The 22,738-nt window shown below is 34.8% G+C and carries 21 protein-coding genes and 1 pseudogene; 15 read left to right on the top strand and 7 right to left on the bottom strand.

The window, feature by feature from the left end:
- From EV142_RS20865 to EV142_RS20890, 6 genes and pseudogenes are all read left to right on the top strand, one after another.
- A pseudogene (locus EV142_RS20865) lies at positions 1–650 on the top strand (glucosamine-6-phosphate deaminase); the annotation flags it as partial.
- A 200-nt stretch (positions 651–850) separates the two neighbouring features.
- On the top strand, positions 851–1,081 hold the full coding sequence (locus EV142_RS20870) for a DUF3820 family protein (RefSeq protein ID WP_127337046.1): 231 nt from the start codon (positions 851–853) through the stop codon (positions 1,079–1,081).
- 240 nt (positions 1,082–1,321) lie between these two features.
- A complete protein-coding gene (locus EV142_RS20875; protein ID WP_132037783.1) occupies positions 1,322–2,938 on the top strand; it encodes a CTP synthase in 1,617 nt (538 codons plus the stop codon).
- A 75-nt stretch (positions 2,939–3,013) separates the two neighbouring features.
- On the top strand, positions 3,014–4,918 hold the full coding sequence (gene yidC, locus EV142_RS20880; RefSeq protein WP_132037784.1) for a membrane protein insertase YidC: 1,905 nt from the start codon (positions 3,014–3,016) through the stop codon (positions 4,916–4,918).
- 94 nt (positions 4,919–5,012) lie between these two features.
- Positions 5,013–5,732 (top strand): toxin-antitoxin system YwqK family antitoxin, encoded by a 720-nt coding sequence (locus EV142_RS20885; RefSeq protein ID WP_132037785.1) that lies wholly within the window; start codon positions 5,013–5,015, stop codon positions 5,730–5,732.
- A 149-nt stretch (positions 5,733–5,881) separates the two neighbouring features.
- Entirely contained in the window at positions 5,882–6,439 is a 558-nt protein-coding gene (locus EV142_RS20890; RefSeq protein ID WP_132037786.1) for a DUF4956 domain-containing protein, read from the top strand.
- On the opposite strand, the gene EV142_RS20895 is transcribed toward EV142_RS20890, so the two are convergent.
- Entirely contained in the window at positions 6,440–8,317 is a 1,878-nt protein-coding gene (locus EV142_RS20895; RefSeq protein WP_132037787.1) for a PEP/pyruvate-binding domain-containing protein, read from the bottom strand. It lies immediately after the preceding gene.
- A gap of 144 nt (positions 8,318–8,461) precedes the next feature.
- Between EV142_RS20895 and mnmA the strand changes: the two genes are divergently transcribed.
- The 6 genes from mnmA to EV142_RS24740 all read left to right on the top strand — a co-directional run bounded on the left by mnmA (position 8,462) and on the right by EV142_RS24740 (position 14,878).
- Positions 8,462–9,649, top strand: coding sequence for a tRNA 2-thiouridine(34) synthase MnmA (gene mnmA, locus EV142_RS20900; RefSeq protein WP_132037788.1), 1,188 nt, complete (start codon positions 8,462–8,464; stop codon positions 9,647–9,649).
- Between the two features lie 43 nt (positions 9,650–9,692).
- Positions 9,693–11,294, top strand: coding sequence for a S8 family serine peptidase (locus tag EV142_RS20905; RefSeq protein ID WP_132037789.1), 1,602 nt, complete (start codon positions 9,693–9,695; stop codon positions 11,292–11,294).
- A 12-nt stretch (positions 11,295–11,306) separates the two neighbouring features.
- Positions 11,307–12,251, top strand: a complete 945-nt coding sequence (locus EV142_RS20910) for an NAD(P)H-dependent flavin oxidoreductase (RefSeq protein ID WP_132037790.1) — start codon at positions 11,307–11,309, stop codon at positions 12,249–12,251.
- Between the two features lie 16 nt (positions 12,252–12,267).
- The gene (locus tag EV142_RS20915; RefSeq protein WP_132037791.1) at positions 12,268–12,678 is read left to right on the top strand and encodes a hypothetical protein; all 411 of its coding nucleotides are present in this window, start codon (positions 12,268–12,270) and stop codon (positions 12,676–12,678) included.
- 33 nt (positions 12,679–12,711) lie between these two features.
- Entirely contained in the window at positions 12,712–14,328 is a 1,617-nt protein-coding gene (locus EV142_RS20920; protein WP_158286358.1) for an FG-GAP repeat protein, read from the top strand.
- Positions 14,329–14,632: 304 nt separating this feature from the next.
- Positions 14,633–14,878 carry a T9SS type B sorting domain-containing protein gene (locus EV142_RS24740; protein WP_371311633.1) on the top strand — a complete coding sequence of 82 codons (246 nt, stop codon included), beginning with the start codon at positions 14,633–14,635 and terminating at the stop codon, positions 14,876–14,878.
- A gap of 105 nt (positions 14,879–14,983) precedes the next feature.
- On the opposite strand, the gene EV142_RS20930 is transcribed toward EV142_RS24740, so the two are convergent.
- Positions 14,984–15,418 carry a DUF4268 domain-containing protein gene (locus tag EV142_RS20930; RefSeq protein WP_132037793.1) on the bottom strand — a complete coding sequence of 145 codons (435 nt, stop codon included), beginning with the start codon at positions 15,416–15,418 and terminating at the stop codon, positions 14,984–14,986.
- A 91-nt stretch (positions 15,419–15,509) separates the two neighbouring features.
- On the opposite strand from EV142_RS20930, the gene EV142_RS20935 reads away from it, so the two are divergent.
- On the top strand, positions 15,510–16,169 hold the full coding sequence (locus EV142_RS20935; protein WP_132037794.1) for an NUDIX hydrolase: 660 nt from the start codon (positions 15,510–15,512) through the stop codon (positions 16,167–16,169).
- 116 nt (positions 16,170–16,285) lie between these two features.
- Entirely contained in the window at positions 16,286–17,095 is an 810-nt protein-coding gene (locus EV142_RS20940) for a lysophospholipid acyltransferase family protein (protein ID WP_132037795.1), read from the top strand.
- A gap of 131 nt (positions 17,096–17,226) precedes the next feature.
- Here EV142_RS20940 and EV142_RS20945 read toward each other — a convergent pair whose 3' ends face one another.
- The 3 genes from EV142_RS20945 to EV142_RS20955 form a co-directional block, all read right to left on the bottom strand.
- Positions 17,227–17,859 (bottom strand): hypothetical protein, encoded by a 633-nt coding sequence (locus tag EV142_RS20945; RefSeq protein ID WP_132037796.1) that lies wholly within the window; start codon positions 17,857–17,859, stop codon positions 17,227–17,229.
- A gap of 8 nt (positions 17,860–17,867) precedes the next feature.
- Positions 17,868–18,362: an RNA polymerase sigma factor gene (locus EV142_RS20950; RefSeq protein ID WP_132037797.1), complete on the bottom strand. Its 495-nt coding sequence runs from the start codon at positions 18,360–18,362 to the stop codon at positions 17,868–17,870.
- A gap of 114 nt (positions 18,363–18,476) precedes the next feature.
- The gene (locus EV142_RS20955) at positions 18,477–19,538 is read right to left on the bottom strand and encodes a DUF3810 domain-containing protein (RefSeq protein ID WP_132037798.1); all 1,062 of its coding nucleotides are present in this window, start codon (positions 19,536–19,538) and stop codon (positions 18,477–18,479) included.
- A gap of 109 nt (positions 19,539–19,647) precedes the next feature.
- Here EV142_RS20955 and EV142_RS20960 point away from each other — a divergent pair, with 109 nt between their 5' ends.
- On the top strand, positions 19,648–21,108 hold the full coding sequence (locus EV142_RS20960) for an aminoacyl-histidine dipeptidase (protein WP_132037799.1): 1,461 nt from the start codon (positions 19,648–19,650) through the stop codon (positions 21,106–21,108).
- Between the two features lie 255 nt (positions 21,109–21,363).
- Here EV142_RS20960 and EV142_RS20970 read toward each other — a convergent pair whose 3' ends face one another.
- Complete coding sequence (locus EV142_RS20970; RefSeq protein WP_132037800.1) at positions 21,364–21,702, bottom strand: DHCW motif cupin fold protein; 339 nt, start codon at positions 21,700–21,702, stop codon at positions 21,364–21,366.
- Positions 21,703–21,788: 86 nt separating this feature from the next.
- On the bottom strand, positions 21,789–22,562 hold the full coding sequence (locus EV142_RS20975; protein WP_132037801.1) for a carboxypeptidase-like regulatory domain-containing protein: 774 nt from the start codon (positions 22,560–22,562) through the stop codon (positions 21,789–21,791).
- Positions 22,563–22,738 lie beyond the last annotated feature (176 nt).

Below are 22,738 nucleotides of genomic sequence, written 5' to 3' on the forward strand. Positions count from 1 at the left end.
CCGAAGCCGATACGATTTATCAAAAAGCACAAACCTTTCTGGAGAATAAAAAGAACAGTGAAATAGACATTCCCGAAGTTCGTTACATCAAAGGATTAATCAGAAAAGGAGAGGCGAGAGCCACAAGCCATTTCGTTGGGTTAACAGATGATCAGATTCATTTTATGGAACTTCCGTTTTATGAAACCGGAACCATCGAGAAAAAACCAATCGGAAAAGAAGACATTCAACTGACCATCGATTTGATTGAAAAAATCAAGCCACACCAAATATACGCAGCCGGGGATTTAGCCGATCCGCACGGAACCCATAAAGTTTGTCTGGATGCTATTTTTGAAGCGGTAAAAGCTTTAAAACCAAAACCCTTTATGGACGACTGCTGGTTGTGGCTGTACCGCGGCGCATGGCAGGAATGGGGAATTGACGAAGTCGAAATGGCAGTACCCATGAGTCCTGATCAGGTGCTGGCCAAACGCCATGGAATTTTCAAACACCAGTCTCAAAAAGACGGAGTTGTTTTTCAGGGAACGGACGCCAGGGAATTTTGGCAGAGAGCCGAGGACCGAAATCACGAAACAGCAGCTTTATATCAGGAATTAGGTTTAGCGACCTATGCCGCAATGGAAGCTTTCGTGAGATGGCATTATTAAGTTTCCGTTTTCAGTCTCAGTTTACAGTCACAGTTTGCAGTTGTTTCTAAATGCAAACTGTGACTGCGACTGAAACTATTTTAAAACTGGCGAAAAAATAGAAAAGTTATTAAAATAACAATAGCTTTGTAAACATAGAAGCAAGAGGAGAGAATGAGTCTGTATTCTTTCATCTTGCTTCTTTTTTCTTTTAAAAAAAAATGGAACAAGACAGTAAACTTCTCATAAAATTAGCCCATACCAAAATGCCTTTCGGAAAATACGAGGGACGTTTCTTAATTGATTTACCCGAATATTATGTCGTTTGGTACCAGAATAAAGGATTTCCAAAAGGAGAACTGGGCCAGCAATTACAATTGATCTACGAATTAAAACTAAACGGTTTGGAAGAATTAATCCGTAATATTAAGAAAAGATATCCGAAACCGTAAAAATAAACGGCTATCATTTTTCATTGGTTAATTAACAATATCAACGTAAGATTTTAGAAATAAATAAGCAGATTAATTAAAAATTAGACTGTTTGAAATCCAAAATTACGGATTACGGAAACAAGTAAACGATCTGTTTATAAATTTGCAAATTATCTCATTCTGTAATTGATAAATTGTCCAATTAAATTTGTACTTTTGCCAAGTTTTTTACACAACTACAATACAAACAACAACAGAATGAATCAGACAAAATATATTTTTGTTACAGGCGGTGTGACTTCTTCTTTAGGAAAAGGAATTATTGCAGCATCTTTAGCAAAATTGTTACAAGGAAGAGGGTATCGTACAACTATTCAAAAATTTGATCCGTATATAAATGTAGATCCGGGTACGTTAAATCCATATGAGCATGGAGAATGTTATGTGACTGATGATGGTGCTGAAACTGATTTAGATTTAGGCCACTACGAGCGTTTTCTTAATGTTCCTACTTCTCAGGCCAATAACGTTACTACAGGTAGAGTTTATCTTTCCGTTATTGAAAAAGAAAGAAGAGGAGAATTTTTAGGAAAAACGGTTCAGGTTGTTCCTCATATTACAAACGAAATCAAAGACAGAATGCAATTGTTGGGTAAATCCGGCGATTATGATATTGTGATTACTGAAATTGGCGGAACGGTTGGTGATATTGAATCCCTGCCTTACATTGAGTCTGTTCGTCAGCTGGTTTGGGAATTGGGAGAAAACAACGGAATTGTTATTCATTTAACATTAGTGCCATTTTTGGCTGCTGCAGGGGAGTTAAAAACAAAACCGACGCAGCACTCCGTAAAAACATTGATGGAAAGCGGTATCAAAGCTGATATTCTGGTTTGTAGAACAGAGCATGAACTTTCAGATGAATTGCGTAATAAATTAGCCTTATTTTGTAATGTAAAAAGAGAAGCAGTAATTCAGTCTATTGATGCTTCAACGATATATGAAGTTCCTAATTTAATGCTTGAAGAAGGATTAGATGTTGTGGCTTTAAAAAAATTAGATCTTCCTAAAAAAGCAGCACCGGATTTAAAAAACTGGAATACTTTTTTACGCCGGTTAAAAAATCCAAAACATACCGTAAATATTGGTTTGATTGGAAAATATGTTGAAATGCAGGATTGTTACAAATCAATATTGGAAGCATTTATTCATGCCGGAGCTTCAAACGAAACTAAAGTAAATGTAATTTCGATACATTCGGAACACATTAATATTGATAATATTGAAGAAAAATTAGGAGCTCTTGACGGAGTTTTGGTTGCACCTGGTTTTGGTGAAAGAGGTATTGAAGGAAAAATTGAAGCAGTTCGTTTTGCACGTGAAAATAAAATTCCGTTTTTCGGAATTTGTTTAGGAATGCAAATGTCAATTATCGAATATTCCAGAAATATTTTAGGTTACGCGGAAGCGAATTCTACGGAGATGAATGAGAATACAAAACATCCTGTGGTGAATTTGATGGAAGAACAAAAAACGATTACAGACAAAGGCGGAACAATGCGTCTTGGAGCCTGGAAATGTGATATTAAGCCTAATACTTTAGCACATAAAATTTACGGTCAAAAGACAATTTCAGAGCGTCACCGTCACCGTTATGAGTACAATAATAAATATGCTGACGAATTACAAAAAGCAGGTTTAATTGCTTCGGGAGTAAATCCGGATACTGGTTTAGTTGAAATTATAGAGCTTGAAGATCACCCGTTTTTCATTGGTGTACAATACCATCCGGAATACAAAAGTACAGTTGCTAACCCACATCCTATTTTCGTAAACTTTGTGGCCGCAGCGGTAAATTCACATAAAAAACAATAATTAATATTCTGAGGGGATGTAACTTTTGAGTAAAACTCAGACCAATAACCTTAACGAATAACTTTTTTAAATATAATGGAAGAGAAAAAATTTGACCTTAATTCAATCATTGGTTTTGTATTGATATTTGGAATTTTGATTTGGATTATGTACCAAAATCAACCTTCTGATAAAGAAATTGCTGCTGAAAAAGCCAAGAAAGAATTAGTAGCGAAACAAGAAGCTCAGGCTAAAACAGATAAAACCAAAACAGCAGTTTTGCCTGTTGCTGCAGTGACGCCTGGTGACACCGTTCAGTTAGCGCAATTACAAAAAACCTTAGGTGGTTTTGCTTATTCAGCTACGCTTCCTTCTGCAAAAGAATCTTTTACTACAATTGAAAACGAAAAGATGATACTTAAAATCGCTAATAAAGGCGGTTATATAGTGGAAGCTAAATTAAAAGAATTCGAAAGATTTGAAAAAGGTTCAAAACAATTAGTAGAATTGATTAAAGACAATAATGCTAATTTAAATATTCAATTACAAACAACTGATAACAGGACTTTAAATTCTAAAGATTTGTTTTTTGAGCCAACATTAACAAAAGTTGGAGCTGATCAGATTTTGTCAATGCGTTTAAAAGCAGGAGCTAATGAATTTTTGGAATACAAATATATTTTAAAACCAAATGAGTATTTAGTTGGTTTTGATATTCGTTCCCAAGGTTTGAATAAAGTTTTAAATTCTTCGAAACCATTAGATTTGCAATGGGATTTAAAATCGTACAGAAACGAGAAAAGTGTTTCTATTGAAAAACGATATGCCCAACTTGAGTATGAGTATGATGATGAAAAATACAGTTCAGTAAATCATGGAGAAGGTAAAGAAGATACTCCTGAGAAAGTGAGTTATATAGCTTTTAAACAACACTTTTTTACGGCGATTTTAGCTACTGATAAACCATTCGAAAAATCGAAACTGCAATCAGATGATTTAGTGAAGGACGAAAACATAGATACTACTTTTATAAAGCAATTTAAAGCAACTGTTCCATTGGCTTTTACAAATGGAGAAGTTGATTATAAAATGAGCTGGTATTTTGGGCCATCTGATTATAAAACATTAAAATCTTACGATAAAAATTTCCAAAAAATTATTCCACTAGGCTGGGGGATTTTCGGATGGATCAATCAATGGATTTTCATTCCATTATTTGGATTCTTAAGCTCTTATATCGCTTACGGAATTGCGATTATCATCTTTACAATCATTATTAAATTGGCCATGTCGCCAATTACCTATAAATCATTCCTGTCACAGGCTAAAATGAAAGTTTTACGTCCTGAAATTACAGAGTTGGGAGAAAAATTCAAAAAAGACCCAATGAAGAAGCAACAGGAAACAATGAAATTATACAACAAAGCGGGCGTAAACCCAATGGCAGGATGTATCCCTGCATTGATTCAGCTTCCGTTTATGTATGCTTCATTCCAGTTTTTTCCATCTGCTTTTGAGTTAAGACAAAAAAGTTTCCTTTGGGCAGACGATTTATCTTCTTTTGATGCCGTTGTAAAATTGCCGTTTCATATTCCGTTATACGGAGATCATATCAGTTTGTTTCCAATTTTGGCAGCAATTGCAATTTTCTTCTACATGAAAATGACATCAGGAGATCAGCAAATGGCAGCGCCTCAGCAGGAAGGTATGCCGGATATGGCTAAAATGATGAAAATCATGATTTACGTTTCCCCATTAATGATGTTGATCTTCTTCAACAGTTATGGTGCAGGTTTGAGTTTGTATAACTTTATATCAAACTTAATTACGATCGGAATTATGTTTGTAATTAAAAATTATATTGTGGATACGGATAAAATCCACGCTCAGATTCAGGAAAACAAATTGAAAGAGCCTAAAAAACAAAGCAAATTTCAACAACGTCTTCAGGAAGTAATGGAACAACAGGAAGCTACAAAAGCTCAGAATAAAAAGAAATAAGTTCTTAAAAAAATCTCGATTTATCGGGATTTTTTTATACCTGTGATATACTTTATAAAGTACAATTTCGTTTAATCTTTAAATTGAACATAAGATGATTTTAAAAAAAATAATATTCGGACTGGCACTATTGAACGCGTTCCTGGTAAGTGCCCAGGCAGACATTAATAAACTGGATGCCAACGGTAAAAAAGACGGTCTGTGGAAAGGTACTTATGAAGTTTCCAAACGTCCCCGATATGAGGGAACGTTTATTCACGGAAAAGAATCGGGAATATTTAAGTTTTTTGATGATACCAAAAGAGGCGATATAGTGGCCACGCGCGATTTTAGTGCTAACGATGGAAGTGCTTACAATATTTTTTACGATCAGGCTAAAAATAAAGTAAGTGAAGGAAAAGTAATTGGAAAAAATTACGAAGGGGAGTGGAAATATTATCATAAAGCTTCGAAAGTACTTATGACAACTGAAAATTATAAAAATGGGAAGTTGGAAGGCGTACGAACTGTTTTTTATCCAAATGCTAAAATAGCGGAAGAGATAACGTATGTGAATGGACAGAAAGAAGGAATTTATAAAAAATACGGGCAGAACGGAGTTATATTAGAAAAGACTACTTATAAAAATAATCAGTATAATGGTGATGCTGTTTTCTATGATTCTGATGGAGTAGTGGCTTCTGAAGGAAAATTTCTTAATGGAAAAAAAGCAGGAATTTGGAAATTCTACTTAAAAGGAAAACTAACCAAAGAAGTTAATATGAGTGATCCTAAAAGCAGTTATAAGGCGGACTCGAAGCCTAAGATGGAATAGATTTATAATAGTCCGCGATGCGGACTTTTTTTTTGCCCCGAATTTTGTATGACTATATTATTATAAGCAGAAATTACAAAAATTCGGAAAAATTAGTGAAATTCGTGGCAAACTTTTTTCTAAATTTGATTCACTAATATTTACTGTAAATGGATTTAAACGAGCTTTCCGGAAGATTTTTGTTGCTGTTTTTTTCAATCCTGATTCTTTACTTTTTTTCGAACAGAAAAGATAATGAAACCATAAATCCCTTGATGGTTATCGTGGGACTCTGTACTTTTTCGCTCTGTTATTTATTTACCAAAATAGAAATCGGAGTAGGAATTGGCTTTGGTCTGTTTGCTATTTTTTCTATTTTAAGATTCAGGACACAGTCTTTTACCGTAAATGCCATCATCTTTCTGTTTGCTACCATTACGCTTTCTATTTTGGATATTATGTATCCGTATGAAAAAATAGAAGTGCTGCTGTTTTTTCAGTTGATTATCATCGGTTTTTATATCATTGCTTCGGTACTGGTCAATAAAAAAGCGTCTAAATTCCTGAATACTGTTGAGTTGAAAATTGTGTTAGAAAACAGCTTTGTTTTAGTTCCTGAAAATATCAGGAAATCTATTCAGGACAAAATTAAAATTGACGATTTCGATTTTAAAATTGTTAGGATTAATAGCATTTCAAACGAAATTGATCTTTTGGTTTTTTATTAATTATTCATTAAATGGGCGAACTTGTTTGATGTACAAATCTCGATTTTCTCCAACAATCTTGAATTCAATATCAACAGGATGGAAAAGGTTTTTCCTCCAGTAACGATACATTTTAGATTCAATTTTATTGCTGACAACAAAAAGGGTACTGATCTCTTTTCTCGTTAGTAGAGGTTCGTTTTTATTCAGGTTTGAATTAGACGTATAATCCACATCAAAATCGTCAGCGCCGGTTCCGGTATTAAAATGATAGATTACAAACTGCTCGCAGATTTCCCCTTTTTTAGGTTTTACAACAGAGTTTTCTCCTTTTTGAACATTGACCGTAATTCCGGAGAAGTTTTCCCTGAAAATATTTTTGGTGATGATAACGCCATTGGCCAGTTCATCAGGAAAAGAACGATGCACCAGAACCCCCATGGCAATACTCTGCTGATCGATTCCAAAGAGCTCTCTTTCCGTGTAGGAAGCTTCATTCCAGGTACTGGCCCAGACTTGTTTAATAGCTTTTTCAAAAGTTTTTATACTGTCACCTATAATTCCTGTTTTAGAATCGTACAATCCTGCACCATTAAAATCATCCATATCTTCTGCATTTGTTGAGGATCGGAACCTGAAATTTTTGAAAGCAGCATTTTTGAAAGTCTGATTCAGTTTTGCTATTAAATCAGGATCAATAGGTTCTTTCTTTATGGCATCGCGTATTTTTTTCAATTGTTTATGGATCCAAAGGACAGAATCTTTGTGTGGATAAGCCAGAAGTTCCTGAATTAAAGGGGAAATAGATTTTTTCTGAATATGACTGGTGTAAAAGTAAAACGGAATCGCATGAGCGTTTTCGGGTGTCTTAAACGGAATTTCTTTTGAAATGGCGATTAAATAGGATAGGTTTTGCGCTTTCGAGCCAATGTAATTCACGCCTTTTTTTGGGATTTTATCCAAATCAACCAAATAAGTCACGCTATTGTCAACAATTAATTTTTTCTTTTTCTTAATTGTCTTTTGAGTTATTTTTTTGGTGGATTCTTTGATATAAAAAGTGTCAACAGCAATCTTGAGTTCTACCTTTTTTGAAAGTAGTTTTTTGATATTGGCATCTTTCAAAACTGTAGTATAAGCCATAATTGGAATCTTTCTGTTTTTGCCTAATAAGACTAAATGGCTTAGGGGAGTTTGCAGCTCGTTTACAATAATTCCTCTCACATTGGGTAAGATATCCGGCGTACCATCCAGAATAATAATTTCATCCGGATGAGGCGTGATACTTTCTAATTCCTTGATTTTATATTGTTTTAAGATCCCAACATTGCTTCCGGAAACCACTTCCTGATAAGTGATTTCATCAAAAATATAATTCGATTTGACGCAGGGGATTTTAAATTTATTTTCCTGATTCCATTGCAGTTTTTCCGGATTGTTCAGATAGAATTTTAAATCTTTACCCATAAAAGCAGACTGAACAACCAGATTGTAAAAACGCTCTATCAATACAATGGGCATGTGATCTGAAGCAGCCAGTTCGAAAACCCATTTCTCTGTTCCTTTTATATGATTCAGATTTCCCAATAAAAAATCTCTGCCTTTTTCCGTGTCGCTGTAATTATCGTCATTAAAAACATCCAGACCTTTGGTATAGCCTAAATAGTCCGTAACAAAATCATAGTGTAAGCGAATAAGACTACTATTAAAATAATACATTTTTTGGCTTTTCAGATTATAAATCACTTTTACCGATTCGATATTGGAGAATTTATCAGACAGTGGTTTTCCTTTGAATGCCTTATACGACTTATAATTTTGTAGGGTCGGCGTATAATTTTGAGCATTCAGAGTGGTAAAAACGATAAAGAAAATAATACTGTAAACCTGTTTTGACATGGTGTTGTAATTGATTGATTAAAAGTAATTAAAAAAAGCAATAAGTTTTATCTACTGCAGGATTATATAAACTAATCAAAACAATTACAATTATATAGATTTTGGCTTACCTTTGCACCCTTGTAAAAATATAAACGAGTTAAAATGAAACGTGTAGTTGTTGGACTTTCCGGAGGAGTTGATTCTAGTGTTGCCGCTTATTTGCTGCAACAGCAGGGATACGAAGTTATTGGCCTTTTTATGAAAAACTGGCATGATGACTCGGTTACTATTTCTAATGAATGTCCGTGGTTAGAAGATAGTAATGATGCTTTATTAGTAGCTGAAAAACTCGGAATACCGTTTCAGACCGTTGATTTGAGTGAAGAGTACAAAGAAAAAATCGTTGATTACATGTTCAACGAATACGAAAAAGGAAGAACTCCAAATCCGGACGTACTTTGTAATCGCGAAATCAAATTTGATGTTTTTATGAAAATTGCCTTAAGTCTTGGTGCGGATTACGTAGCAACAGGGCATTATTGTCAAAAAAATGAAATAGAAGTTGACGGAAAACCGGTCTACCAATTAATAGCAGGTGCAGATAACAATAAGGATCAGTCCTATTTTTTATGTCAGCTGTCTCAGGAACAATTGGCAAAATCATTATTTCCAATTGGTGCTTTAACCAAACCGGAAGTTCGCGAAATTGCTGCCGAAATGGACTTGGTAACTGCTGAAAAGAAAGATTCCCAGGGACTTTGTTTCATTGGAAAAGTCCGTTTACCGGAATTTCTGCAACAAAAATTGCAGCCTAAAGAAGGTAAAATTGTTCAGATTGACAAAAACGATCCAATTTATACTATAGAAAAACCTCTTGGTCTGTCTTTAGAAGAAGAATTGAAAGCAGAAGCTCAGAAACTAAACTATGTTCCGACAATGGGAAAAGTAGTAGGGAAACATCAGGGAGCCCATTATTTTACTATCGGACAAAGAAAAGGACTCAATGTTGGAGGAACCACCGACCCGTTATTTATAATTGCGACCAACGTTGAAACCAATACGATTTACACTGGTTTAACAAGCCAGCACCCTGGTTTATTTAAGAAAGCCCTATTTATAGAAAAATCCGAAGTACACTGGATTCGCACTGATCTGGCTTTGAAAGTCGGAGAAAGTATGGAGGTAATGGCGAGAATCCGTTACCGTCAGCCTTTGCAAAAAGCAACTTTATATCAATTTGAAGACGGAATGTATATTCGTTTTGACGAACCGCAATCTGCCATAACAGAAGGACAATTTGCAGCCTGGTATTTCGATAATGAATTAGTTGGTTCGGGAGTAATTTCTTAGCTTTATACTTTTTAAGAAGGTTTTTGCCTTTAAAAAGTAAACTATGAAATATAACTACCTCTTTTTGTTATTGTTACTTTCTTCTGCAATGTTTGCACAGGAAGAAGATGCCTGGGTGTATTTTAACGCCAAACCAAACGCACAAACGTATTTGAATACTCCTTTGCAGATGCTTACGCAGCGGTCTTTAGATCGTCGTACCAATCAAAACATTGCCTTAAGTATTACTGATGCTCCGATAGAAAAAACGTATGTCAGCCAGGTAAAATTAAGTACGGGAATTACCATAATGGCGCAATCTAAATGGCTGAACGCACTCCACATTCGCGGAACTCAGGCGAATATTACGGCTTTGAAAAACTTAGCTTTTGTGGATAAAGTGGTTTTTGCGGATAAGACTTTAAATACGACTTCAAAAAAAGTACAAAATAACAAAACGGCACAAACCAAAGATAAGTTCAAAACGGCTATTAATTATGCCTACGGAACTTCGGCAAATCAAATACAGATGCTGAACGGTCAGGTTTTGCATCAGCAAAATTATACAGGATCCGGTAAAATAATTGCTGTTTTGGATGCCGGTTTTCCGGGAGTAGATACGGCTCAGCCTTTTCAGAATCTTATAAGCAATAACCGAATCCTTGGAGGTTATGATTTTGTATCCCGAAATGAAAATTTTTATACGGGAGATGATCACGGTACAATGGTACTTTCAACAATGGGAGGCTACAAAGAGAATGCTTTGGTAGGAACGGCTCCGGACGCTTCGTATTATTTATTCATTACAGAAAATGATGCTTCTGAAAATCCGGTTGAAGAATCACTTTGGGTGGAAGCAGCAGAAAAAGCCGACAGTTTGGGCGTAGATATTATTACAACCTCATTAGGCTATTTTGAATTTGACAATGCCAATTACAGCCACACTTATAATGATATGAACGGTGTAAAGAATTTCATTTCCCGTGGTGCCGAAATTGCTTTTAGCAAAGGAATTATTGTGGTTGCTTCGGCAGGGAATGAAGGAAATACGGCAGAGCCTCATATTGGTGGGCCGGCAGATGCAGCTTCAGTGATTACAGTCGGTTCCGTTACAGCTTCAAAAGTGAGATCTTCTTTTAGTTCGATAGGCCCAAGTTTTGACAATCGCATAAAGCCCGAAGTTATGGCACAGGGAACGGCAGCAGTTGCGTCAAATGCTTCCGGTTCTATTATTACAGTTGATGGAACTTCATTTTCGTGCCCTATTATGGCCGGTACGATTGCTTGTCTGTGGCAGGCTTTCCCTTCTAAAACCAATCAGGAAATCAGACAAATGATCCTCGAATCTTCAGATCGATATAGTGCCCCAACCAATACGTATGGTTACGGAATTCCAAATTTCGGGACTACTTTAGGGGTGGAGAATTTTGAAATTCCTGTTTTTTCGGTCTATCCAAATCCGGTTAAAACTACGGTTTCATTTTCATTTCCGGATCAAAGTACAGCCTCAGTAGCCATTTATTCTGTTTTAGGGCAAAAAGTGATCGAGAAACAAATTACAAATCAAAATCCGGTTCTTTCTTTACAGTCCTTAAAAAGCGGACTTTACTTTTATGTTTTTGATGCAGAAGGAATACACAAAACAGGAAAAATTATCAAACAATAACAGCATTTTTGCATGAATAAAATCACACAGCTTTTTAATATAAAATATCCAATAATCCAAGGTGGAATGATTTGGAACAGCGGTTATAAACTGGCAAGTGCCGTGAGCAACTCAGGAGGTTTAGGACTCATTGGTGCAGGTTCTATGTATCCGGAAGTATTGCGCGAACACATTCAGAAATGTAAAAAAGCAACAGACAGGCCTTTCGGAGTAAATATCCCAATGCTATATCCGAACATCGAAGAAATTATGAATATTGTTATTGAAGAAGGCGTTAAAATCGTTTTTACTTCAGCGGGAAATCCTAAAACATGGACTTCTTTCCTGAAAGAAAAAGGAATTACGGTAGTTCACGTGGTGAGCAGCAGTATTTTTGCTTTAAAAGCGCAGGAAGCGGGTGTAGACGCCATCGTTGCCGAAGGTTTCGAAGCAGGCGGGCATAACGGTAGAGATGAGACCACAACGTTGACTTTAATTCCGATGGTAAAAGAAAAAATCGACATTCCGATTATTGCTGCCGGAGGAATTGCAACCGGAAGAGGAATGCTGGCTGCCCTGATTTTGGGAGCCGATGGAGTTCAGGTGGGGAGTCGTTTTGCAGCTTCTATAGAATCATCTGCTCACGATAATTTCAAACAGACGATTCTGAATGTAAATGAAGGAGATACGCAACTGACATTAAAAGAATTAGCGCCGGTTCGACTGATCAAAAATAAGTTTTATAATGATGTTCAGGAACTTTATGCAAAAGGGCCTTCCAAAGAAGAATTGATTGCACTTCTGGGCAGGGCAAGAGCCAAAAAAGGGATGTTTGAAGGTGATCTCGAAGAAGGCGAACTTGAAATTGGACAAATTGCCGGAATTATTCATGAAATTTTGCCTGTAGAAAAAATTATTCAAGAAATGATGGCTGATTTTGAGATTGCAAGCAAGGAAAAAGCTAAATTTGAGTTTTAATAGCCCCGAATACACCATGAATACTTTACGTAACTATATAATAATCCTTTTTTTAGGGCTAGGTTTGCAACAGTCTTACAGTCAGTCTTATCGTTTTAAAACATCGGGTTTTAGTGTCTTGGAAAAAAATGAAAGAGGGAAATGGGGCGAATGGTCTAATCTTGACCTGGTCAATCTCTCTGTAATCCTCGATACCGATAAGCACCGAATTGTGGTATATTCCCAGGAAATTCAGCTTTTTAGTATTAGCGAATATATCGAACGTGAAGAAAATGATACTGACATTGTGTATTCTTTCTTATGCAAAGACAATAGTGGAAACGATTGCAAACTCTCGATCATCACCCGAAAAAAACAAGACTACCGCAAGCAGCTTTACATTAATTACGACAATCAGATTATTGTTTATAATATTGTGAGTGCTTAGCTATTCATGCTAATACTTCTCTCATATTTAATTATGAAATTTAAAAAAAAATCTACAATAATATTATTACTATTATTTAACGTTATTGCTTTGTATTCTCAACAATGGAAACAAAATTTTAAAGTTGTTGAACCTATAAGAGTTAGAGATAATAGTTTTGCTTTTTCTGTTTTTACTAACGATGGTTTTGCAGCTTATGGTGCTGATCAAGTAGAGGTAGGAGGAGTTGAAAATGCTGGTAAAGTATATATTGCTAAACAGGATTGCGATGGATGGTCTATTTATCAGGAGCTCACACTTTCAGATACAAATAATAATTGTGGCTTTGGTTCCACACTATTTATGGAAGGAAAAACGCTTGCTATCCTAGGTTGTGATTCTGCGAATCCAAATAAAGGAAATGCGATCTATATTTATGAAAGAGATGTTAATAATCTTTATGTTTTTACTCAAAAAATAGCTAAGCCTGAAAATGCTTTATCGGATAATTTTGGTTCTAATTTTGCGATATCTGATAATTATATGGTCGTTGGTGCAAATTATAACAGTACTGATAGTTCTTTGGCAAATTATATGGAAAATGCCGGAGCAGCATATATTTATCATAGAGATGCTGATGGTATTTGGTCGTTAATACAAAAAATTGTACCAAGCGATAGAGAACGACGAGATACTTTTGGCCATTCTGTTGCTATCTTCGAAAACACTATTGTAGTTGGAGCAGTAGAAGAAGGGAGTAATTGGGCAGGCGCGGCATACGTATTTGAAAAAGGAATTAATTCGAATAAGTGGAATGAAGTTAAAAAGCTAGTTGCTTACGATTATAGATCACTGCAAGATAGATTTGGCGAAATTGTTAGGATTAATGAAAATGGAATTATGATTGCGGCTCCAAAAGAAGACGATTATGATTCTGACTTAAGCGGTGATGGAGGAGGTCCTCTAACGGCGTTAGGTTCAGTTTATATTTTTAAGAAAAATTCGAACAATGAATGGGTTGGGCATCAGAAAATTAGAGCTTCTGATGGTTCGGTTAACTATTTCGGTTTTGGTGACAGAATGGAAATTTATAGCGATCAAATAGCTATACGAGGAACCGAATATGAATATGATAATAATGGCAATTTATCGAAAGTTTTTGGTCGCGTATATATGTTTAAAAAAGGGGATAATGATATATGGGAAGAATATCAAATAATTGAATCAAAAATAAAACATAATAGTGATTGGTTTGCTAATTCAATTTCTATATTCAAAGAAGATTTATTTATTAGCGCCTTTTGGGATGGTTTAGATGCTAATGATCAAAATTATATTGCTTATGCAGGATCTGTTTATATTTTTAATACTTACGATTATATTAATGCACAAAAACCTGTTCTGAATTCGGTACCTGTTTTGGAATCATGTGCTGATTTAGGAAATGGCTTTTCTTCAGGCTTTGATATGTCATCTCTGCAAAAAGATTTGGTACAAAATCCAGATAATTTTATTTTTACTTATAAAGATCAATTGGGGAATCCTCTTCCTTCTCCTTTACCGCTTAATTATGCTAATAAATATCCTTTTAATGAAATAATTAATGTTAGAGTTGGAAATAAAAACAATCCTAGCTGCTATGGAGAAACCAAGATTGAATTAAAAACTTAATTTAAATAAAATTCCAGATTTTAATGAATGTGATTCTGATGGTACAGGATATGCTATATTCAATCTATCAAAAATTAATTCTCTTTTAGTTGTTGAACCCTCGCTTTATACTTTTTCATATTTTGATGAAAATGAAAAAGATATTACTAATGCTATAAATGAAATATATAAGAATTCAATTAAAAATCATGAAGAGATAACGGTTAGAGTTACAGAGATAAATACATCTTGTATAGTAAAAACTAAGATATATTTAAATGTTTCTAATCTTGGTTTAGATTGTGAATTACCGGAAGAGTATATTATACCAAAGTTTTTTACTCCAAATGAGGACGGTATAAATGACACATGGGAGGTTAATGGAATAACTGATCAAAGTTATACTATTTATATCTATGATAGATATGGAAAGTTTTTAAAAAATTTGAGTTCTAACATCGGTTGGGATGGAAATTTTAATGGTAAACCTTTACCATCATCAGATTATTGGTTTCAAATAATATTTGAGAATGGTACTAATAAAACAGGTCACTTTTCATTAAAAAGGTAAGATTATTATTAAGACAATTATAAGTACGACAAGTTTCAAAAAACCTGTCGGGTTTGTTATATAAAAACCTTAGAATCTCAGAACCTTAGGTCCTCAGTACCTTTCCTACTCAATATCCTTAATAAAATCATCATACTCCAGATAAAAGAGCTCTAAAGCATTCATTTTTTCGAAAAAGAAATCAAAAATAGTGTCCCAATTATTGCGGTTGCTAAAACCTACCCCTTGTATTTCAGTCCAGATTCGGCTGATGGTTTTACCGCTTTCCAGTGTATAATTTTTTTCGAAAACTAAATCTTTAATAAATTCCTCCTCGAGAATGTTTTTTAAAGCTTCTAATTTTTCAAAATAAGCAGTTCGTTTCTCATCGCTTCTCTGTTCGATATCGATTAAAACCTGAGCTTTTTTATTGTCTACATAAAATTTAAAAGAGAAATCTTTAATCTTGGTATCGTAAAGAACCCATTTACGCGGATATTTTTCGGCGAAAGCTACCCAGAACTCTCTTTTTATTTTTTGTGATTCTTCTTTACTGTACATTTTTATGGCTTTGATTTTAGAAAGTTTGTAAAACCGCCTTTTCTAAACTATATTTATATTTTATTTGAAAGTACAAAAATAAACTTTGATTATGGATTTTCAGGATTTTTTGCAATATGTTCCAAATTTAATTCCAGTTGAACTGCCGGCAGTCTCTGCGCATATAAAAATGGCTCCAAAAGAACGAATTGAAGCCCTGAAAAATCAAGATTTCAAAGCAGAAAACCCGCGCATTGCAGCAGTGATGATGTTGTTTTATCCAAAAAATGAAAAAACGCATTTAGTTTTAATTGTTCGAAATGCTTACAATGGAGTTCATTCTTCTCAAATTGCCTTTCCTGGTGGAAAGTACGAAACTACCGATTCAGGTTACGAAGAAACAGCCCTGAGAGAAACGCATGAAGAAGTGGGTGTTGCTCCGGAGAAAATTAAAGTAATTAAACAATTTAGTCCAATGTATATTCCGCCAAGTAATTTTCTGGTGCATCCTTTTCTGGGAATTTCTTCAGATGAACTTTCGTTTTATCCGGATGCAAGGGAAGTGGCAGATGTGATCGAATTGCCGCTGTCTGTTTTTTTAAATGACGAAATTATCATCGAGGCCAGATTGTCAACTTCTTATGGTCCTAATATTTTGGTTCCGGCCTTTAATATTCAAAATCATATCGTCTGGGGCGCAACGGCGATGATATTAAGCGAATTAAGGGATGTTTTAAAAGTAACTTTTGAAGAAAATCTCCAAAAACAATAAATTAACAATTTGATATTCATTACAATAACCATTTGTCTTAGAAATTACTTATTAGTGTTGCCAAATGAATTATTTTTGTATGTTTGCGACTTAACTAAAAAACACAATATACAGCTATGGGATTGTTTAAACGAAATCCTTTCGGACATATATTATTCATCAAGAAATGGTTAATCCGAATTTTGGGAGCCATGACTCACCGAAGATATAGAGGTTTTAATGAATTACAGATTGAAGGATCTGAAATCATCAAAACGTTGCCGGATACTAATGTTTTGTTTATATCCAATCACCAGACCTATTTTGCTGACGTTGTAGCGATGTTTCATGTTTTTAATGCGAGTTTGTCCGGTCGTCAGGATACGATTAAGAATATTGGCTATTTATGGCAGCCCAAAATGAATTTGTATTATGTGGCCGCCAAAGAAACCATGCAGGCAGGTTTACTGCCAAGAATTCTGGCTTATGTTGGAGCGATTACAGTAGAAAGAACCTGGCGTGCCAAAGGTGTTGATGTTACCGAAAAACGTGAAATAAATCCAAATGATACTGAAAATATCAAAATTGCCCTTGAAGATGGCTGGGTGATTACCTTTCCACAGGGAACTACAAAATCGTTTAAACCGGTTCGTAAAGGAACCGCCCATATTATAAAACAGCACAGGCCTATCGTAATCCCAATTGTAATTGACGGCTTCCGTCGTTCCTTTGATAAAAAAGGATTGCGAATGAAAAAGAAAGGTATTCTGCAATCTTTCATCATCAAAGAACCTCTTGATATTGATTATGACAACGATACCATTGATGAAATCGTAGAAAAAGTAGAATTTGCCATAGAACAACATCCATCATTTTTAAAAGTTATCCCGGCAGAAGAACTAAAAGTCCAGGAAGAACTGAATCAAATGAGAAGATGGGACTATTAAATTTTAGATTTTGAAATTGTTTCAAGTTTCAGGTTTAAAAAAAACCTTAGCAGCTTAGTATCTCAGAACCTTAGCACCTTTCAAAAAAAACTTTGCACCTTTGCACCTCAGAACCTTAGTTCCTCTCAAAACTACAAATCAATCTTTTTCAGCTCTTTATAATTAGCGTACAACCTGCGTAAAAGCGTTCCGTACAATAATCTGTAAAAGCACCAGAACATACCCAGAAAGGCCAATGTAACCAGAAGTAATATTCCGCCTGTAACAAACATTGCTTTACCGCTTGTAGCTAATTTTTCCCTTAAATAGGTCATGTCCGGATTGTATACAAAAGCGATGAAGAAACTGATGATCGAACTGACAACTGCCATTCCTAAATTGTACCAGACATAATACTGAACCGTTTTTCGGGTCTTCAGAATGCTGCTCATTAATAATTTGGTAGATTCAATAGTAGAAATAGTTTTATAATTTTTGTAGAAAAAGTATACAAAAATCAAAACAACGACATAATTGAAGTACGTTAAAACCTCCAGATAAAAAATCATTTCAGGATGTTTTATCTTGATTAACATTTCATCCGTACTGAAAAATAGGTTTGAAACCGTCCAGAATAAAATTTCCAAAATGCTGATAATCAAAATCCACTTCACGATGGAAGAAGACTTTTTGTGAATCATTTTGTAAATTTCATTTTCAGAAATTTGTTGAAAAGAATCGGCATTCTTTTTCCAGTCTTTTTTTAGTAAATCCAGTTCTTTCATAATAATTTTTAAGGATTTAGTATTTTTTTAAGTTTCCCTTTAATTCGATTCATTTTCACACGTGCATTCACTTCGCTGATTCCTAAGGTCTCTGCTATTTCCTGATAATCTTTGTCTTCTAAATACATAAAAACTAATGCTTTTTCGATGTCATTCAGCTGATAAACGGCTTTATACATCAGTTTAATCTGTTCTTCCTCTTCATAATTGTAATCCACATCCTTTACAAAATGCTGATGGCTTTCATAATCTACGGTAGATATGGTCCTTTTGGTTTTTCGATATAAGGTAATGGCTGTATTTAAAGCAACGCGATACGTCCAGGTCGAAAATTTACTATCGCCCCTGAATTTAGGAAACGCTTTCCATAATTGAATAGTGATTTCCTGAAACAGGTCTTTGTGAGCATCTTCGTCAGCAGTATATAATCTACAAATCTTGTGAATTATATTCTGATTTGCCTGCAACTGCGCAACAAATGACTGTTCTAGATTATCGCTCATAAAGTATTAGTAGTATTGAAATCTATTTTGTTACACTTATTTTTATTTTTTGCCACAGATTATAAGATTAAAAAGATTTAATCCCTTTCATCATGTAATCTGTGGCAAAAAAAGCTATAATTCTTTTGTCTTGTAATAATTCACCATCAGATCAATAAATTTGCTATAGCTCTCCATTCCGTCTTTTTGATTGTTTGTTTTTAAAAAGTTGTCATAAAGAAAATGAAAAGCTTTATCAATAAAAGTATCGTACTGCGTCCAGAAATCTTCGCTTTCCTGATAGTTTTTTAATATTCCGGCATGTACCGTTTTTTTTAATTGATTGAAGATCTTTTCATTTTTAAAATGCCAGATTCCCAGGCAATACCGCAAAGCAAAACTATATCCCGCATATTGATAGTATAAATTTTCATTTTTAACAGAAGCCAGCACGCCGATAAAATTACATTCATTTTCACTGGCAAATCCCATTTGGTGTGCCATTTCGTGATTGGCTGTCAGCGGGAAAGTATACATGGGCAGTAAATAATTTACCTGAGCTTCATTTGTAAACGGGTTTAAGTAACCGGCAAAACCCATATAGGTCAGGGGTACGCTAAAAAGCGATTTTTTAACGCTTGGTATTTCGTATTTAAAATAAGGATGCTCTTTCGAAAGATTCTCATAGCCATTTAAATTCATCTGAAAAGCCTGTTTTTGCGAATAAGGGAAAACAATTTTAGCACTGTCATGTTTTGTGATCTGAAACTGAATTTCGTTGGTTTTAATAATTAGTTTTTTAGTAAAGGCTAATAATTCGGCATCCGTATATTCTCTTTGAATTTTCATTTTTTCAAAAAGCGGCTCCCGGTAATAGTTAAATGCCCAAAGAAAATGGAAGAAAAAGTAAAGCACAGAAATACAGCTTAGCATTTTTAGTACATGATCTTTCCATTGTAATTTCCATGTTTTTCGCGTTTTCCAAATCCATCGAATCAGAAATAAAACCAAAACAGTATACAAGCAATCACCAACAGAAAACGGAATTTTACCCAAAAGGAATCTTGAAAAATGAGAAATTTTCACATACAATCCGTTGCTGTAAAAGCGTTCAGTGAATTCCGGGAAAAAGGGAAGGATTTTTAAGATGATAATCTGTACGAGAAGGAATAAAGGTAAAATGTATTTTCTTTTCACGATATAAATTTTGAATACGTAAATATAAATGAATCTGAATTACCGCTGAAAAAGAATTTAAACTTTGTAACTTTGGTGCTCTTAATTGTTAAACTTCAAACAAAATATAATGAGTCAGGAAATAAGAAATCTGGAACCTAAAGCGCTATGGAATAAATTCGCCGATTTGAATGCCGTTCCGCGTCCGTCAAAGAAAGAAGAACGCGTAATCGAGTTCATGAAGAACTTTGGAAACAGTTTAGGTTTAGAAACTTTTGAAGACGAAATTCGAAATGTAATTATAAGAAAACCGGCTACTCCGGGAATGGAAAACCGTAAAGCGATTGTAATGCAGGGGCATCTGGATATGGTGCACCAAAAAAACGCCGATACCGTTTTTGATTTCGATACGCAGGGAATCGATATGTATGTAGATGGGGACTGGGTTCGTGCGCGTGGCACTACACTTGGTGCTGACAACGGTTTAGGAGTGGCTACTATTATGGCTATCCTGGAAAGCAAAGATATTCCGCATCCTGCTATTGAAGCTTTGTTTACAATTGATGAAGAAACGGGAATGACAGGAGCTTTAAACCTGAAAGGCGGAATTCTTCAGGGGCAGATCTTACTGAACCTGGATACAGAAGAAGATGATGAGATTGATATTGGCTGTGCAGGAGGGATTGATGTAACGGCTACAAGAACGTATCATGAAGAAGAAGTTCCGGAAGGTTCTGTCGGGCATATTATTACCGTAAAAGGGCTAAATGGAGGTCATTCAGGGATGGATATCAATAAAGGTCTCGGGAATGCTAATAAAATCATGAACCGTTTGTTGTTTGATGCTTTTGAAAACTTCGGTTTGCAGGTAGTGGAGATAAACGGTGGAAGTTTAAGAAATGCAATTCCAAGAGAAAGTGTTGCCAAAGTGATCATTTCTGAAATGTTTGATGAAGCTTACATTTTTGACATGCAGGAAATCATCAACGACATTAAAACGGAATACAAAACAACGGAACCTAATCTTTCAATTGAAATCGTAAAATGCGATTTACCGGAGAAAGTAATGGATTTAGGGGTTCAGGAAGGTATTATCAGAGCGATTTACGCAGCTCACAACGGCGTTTACAGAATGAGTGCCGATATGGAAGATTTAGTAGAAACTTCAAATAATATTGCACGTGTTATCGTAAAAGACGGGGAGATTTTAATCGGATGTCTGACCCGTTCTTCTGTAGAAACTTCAAAATTTGATTTGGCGAATTCATTGCGTTCCGCTTTTGAGTTAGTGGGCTGTGAAGTTGAACTTTCTGGTTCTTACCCGGGATGGACGCCAAATGTAAATTCTGAAATATTAGAAGTCTTAAAAGAAATTTACGAAAAACAAAACAACGAAAAGCCTAAAGTAGTGGCTTGTCATGCAGGTTTGGAATGTGGAATTTTAGGAACAAATTATCCTGAAATGGATATGATTTCTTTTGGCCCGACCATTCACGGAGCACATTCTCCTGATGAAAGAGCAAGTATTTCCTCAGCGCAGAAATATTGGAAATTTGTACTGGAAATTCTTTCGAATATTCCGGTTAAGTAATATAGTCTCAGTTGCCAGTCACAGTTTTCAGTATACATAACTGAAAACTGAGACTGCGACTGAATACTAAAAATTAATCTCTTTTAGGAGAATTTTTCTTTTCTCTCTTTTCTTCTTTTTTTTCTTTTGCAGTTTTAAGAGGTTCTTTCTTTACTGTCTTTTTTGCATCCTGACTCTTTGCCATATCTTTTAAAATTAAATGTTTCTATTGTGTAGAAGTAAATGTACACACAATATTTTAATTTGCTTCCAATATTATTTCAGAAAATCACCATCTATAATTAATAATTCGACTCCTTTGGCAGTTAGGGAGCGATGGGAACTTGTATTATCAGAAACCATATAGGTCATTCCTTTTGTAAGTTTAAATTGTTCGCCATTCTCTAATTCACTAATGAATTCACCTTCAAGGCAATGTACAATATGTCCTTTTTGGCACCAGTGATCGGCCATGTAATTTTCAGAATAGGTGACTTTTCTAATCCGTAAGCCTCCGGATTGTATTGTTTGCCAAAATGCTTTTCCTGTTTCGCCTTTGTGTTCTGTTTTTTCAACCTGGCTCCAGTCAATCGTTTGAAAAAGTATTGCAGACATAGTTTTATTTTGAGTTAATAATTAAAGGTCATTTAAAATAAAAAATCCCCAATTAGATAATTGAGGATTGATTTATAGGGAATAAATTAATTTCGTTTTAATACTTTATATTGTTCGTAACAGCCGCTTATAGCATCCATAATCTGGAGATCGTTAGCAGATTGGATAAAAGCATCTGAATAGTTACAGCGGTGCATGATTTCGGGAATTTCATCTTTACTGATCCCTAATAGCACAGCAACGGTTTCGCGATCGTATTTTGATTCTAACAGATTTCGAACTGTATCATCTTTCTTCATTTCTTTAAGCTTCTTGAGTTCCTTTCCGTTCTTTCCAAAGAAGTTATAAAGCATATCGGCCGGGTTGAATATAGAACCCAGTACTTTTCCAAAAGCATTTGGAGAATACTCACCTGCTTCATAGCCTTGCGTAAGGCCGGAAATACTGTAACGATAATTTTCTCTGGTTGGAATTAATTTAGAATCTACTTCAAGATAACCGGTCAGGTTAAAAGGAGCGATCACCACTTCTTCAAGTGCAATTGCTTTTTCGGTAAGCTGAATTCTGGTCACTTTATTTTTTATCCAGTCATTGGTAACTCTGATTCTAAGAGACTGAAATCCTAAAATTGAGAAGTGTAACGTATCATTTACCTGTACATCAATTTCAAAATATCCTTTTTCATCAGATTTTGCGCCTCGCACTTTATTCGTATTAATAACATTAACACCCGAAAGAGGCTGTTTGCTGTTGTCATTAATAATATAACCCGAAACTCTTTGCGGAATTGTAGACGGAGCGTCCTGAGCAAAACCCATGGTAGATAATAATGTAAAAAAGAAAACTGCGAAATATTTCATATCCTGATTTAAAGCACTAAAAGTAGTAAATCAGGATTAAATATTTCGCAGTCTCCGAATATAATTATCAGAAAATTAACAAAGGAAAGAAGTGTTGCTTTTAATATTTAAGTGAAAAAGGAATAATACAGATTTAAATTAAATTTTTTGAATCACAACACTCATCAATTCTAAGT

This window comes from Flavobacterium circumlabens, from assembly GCF_004345565.1.
Lineage (GTDB): Bacteria > Bacteroidota > Bacteroidia > Flavobacteriales > Flavobacteriaceae > Flavobacterium > Flavobacterium circumlabens.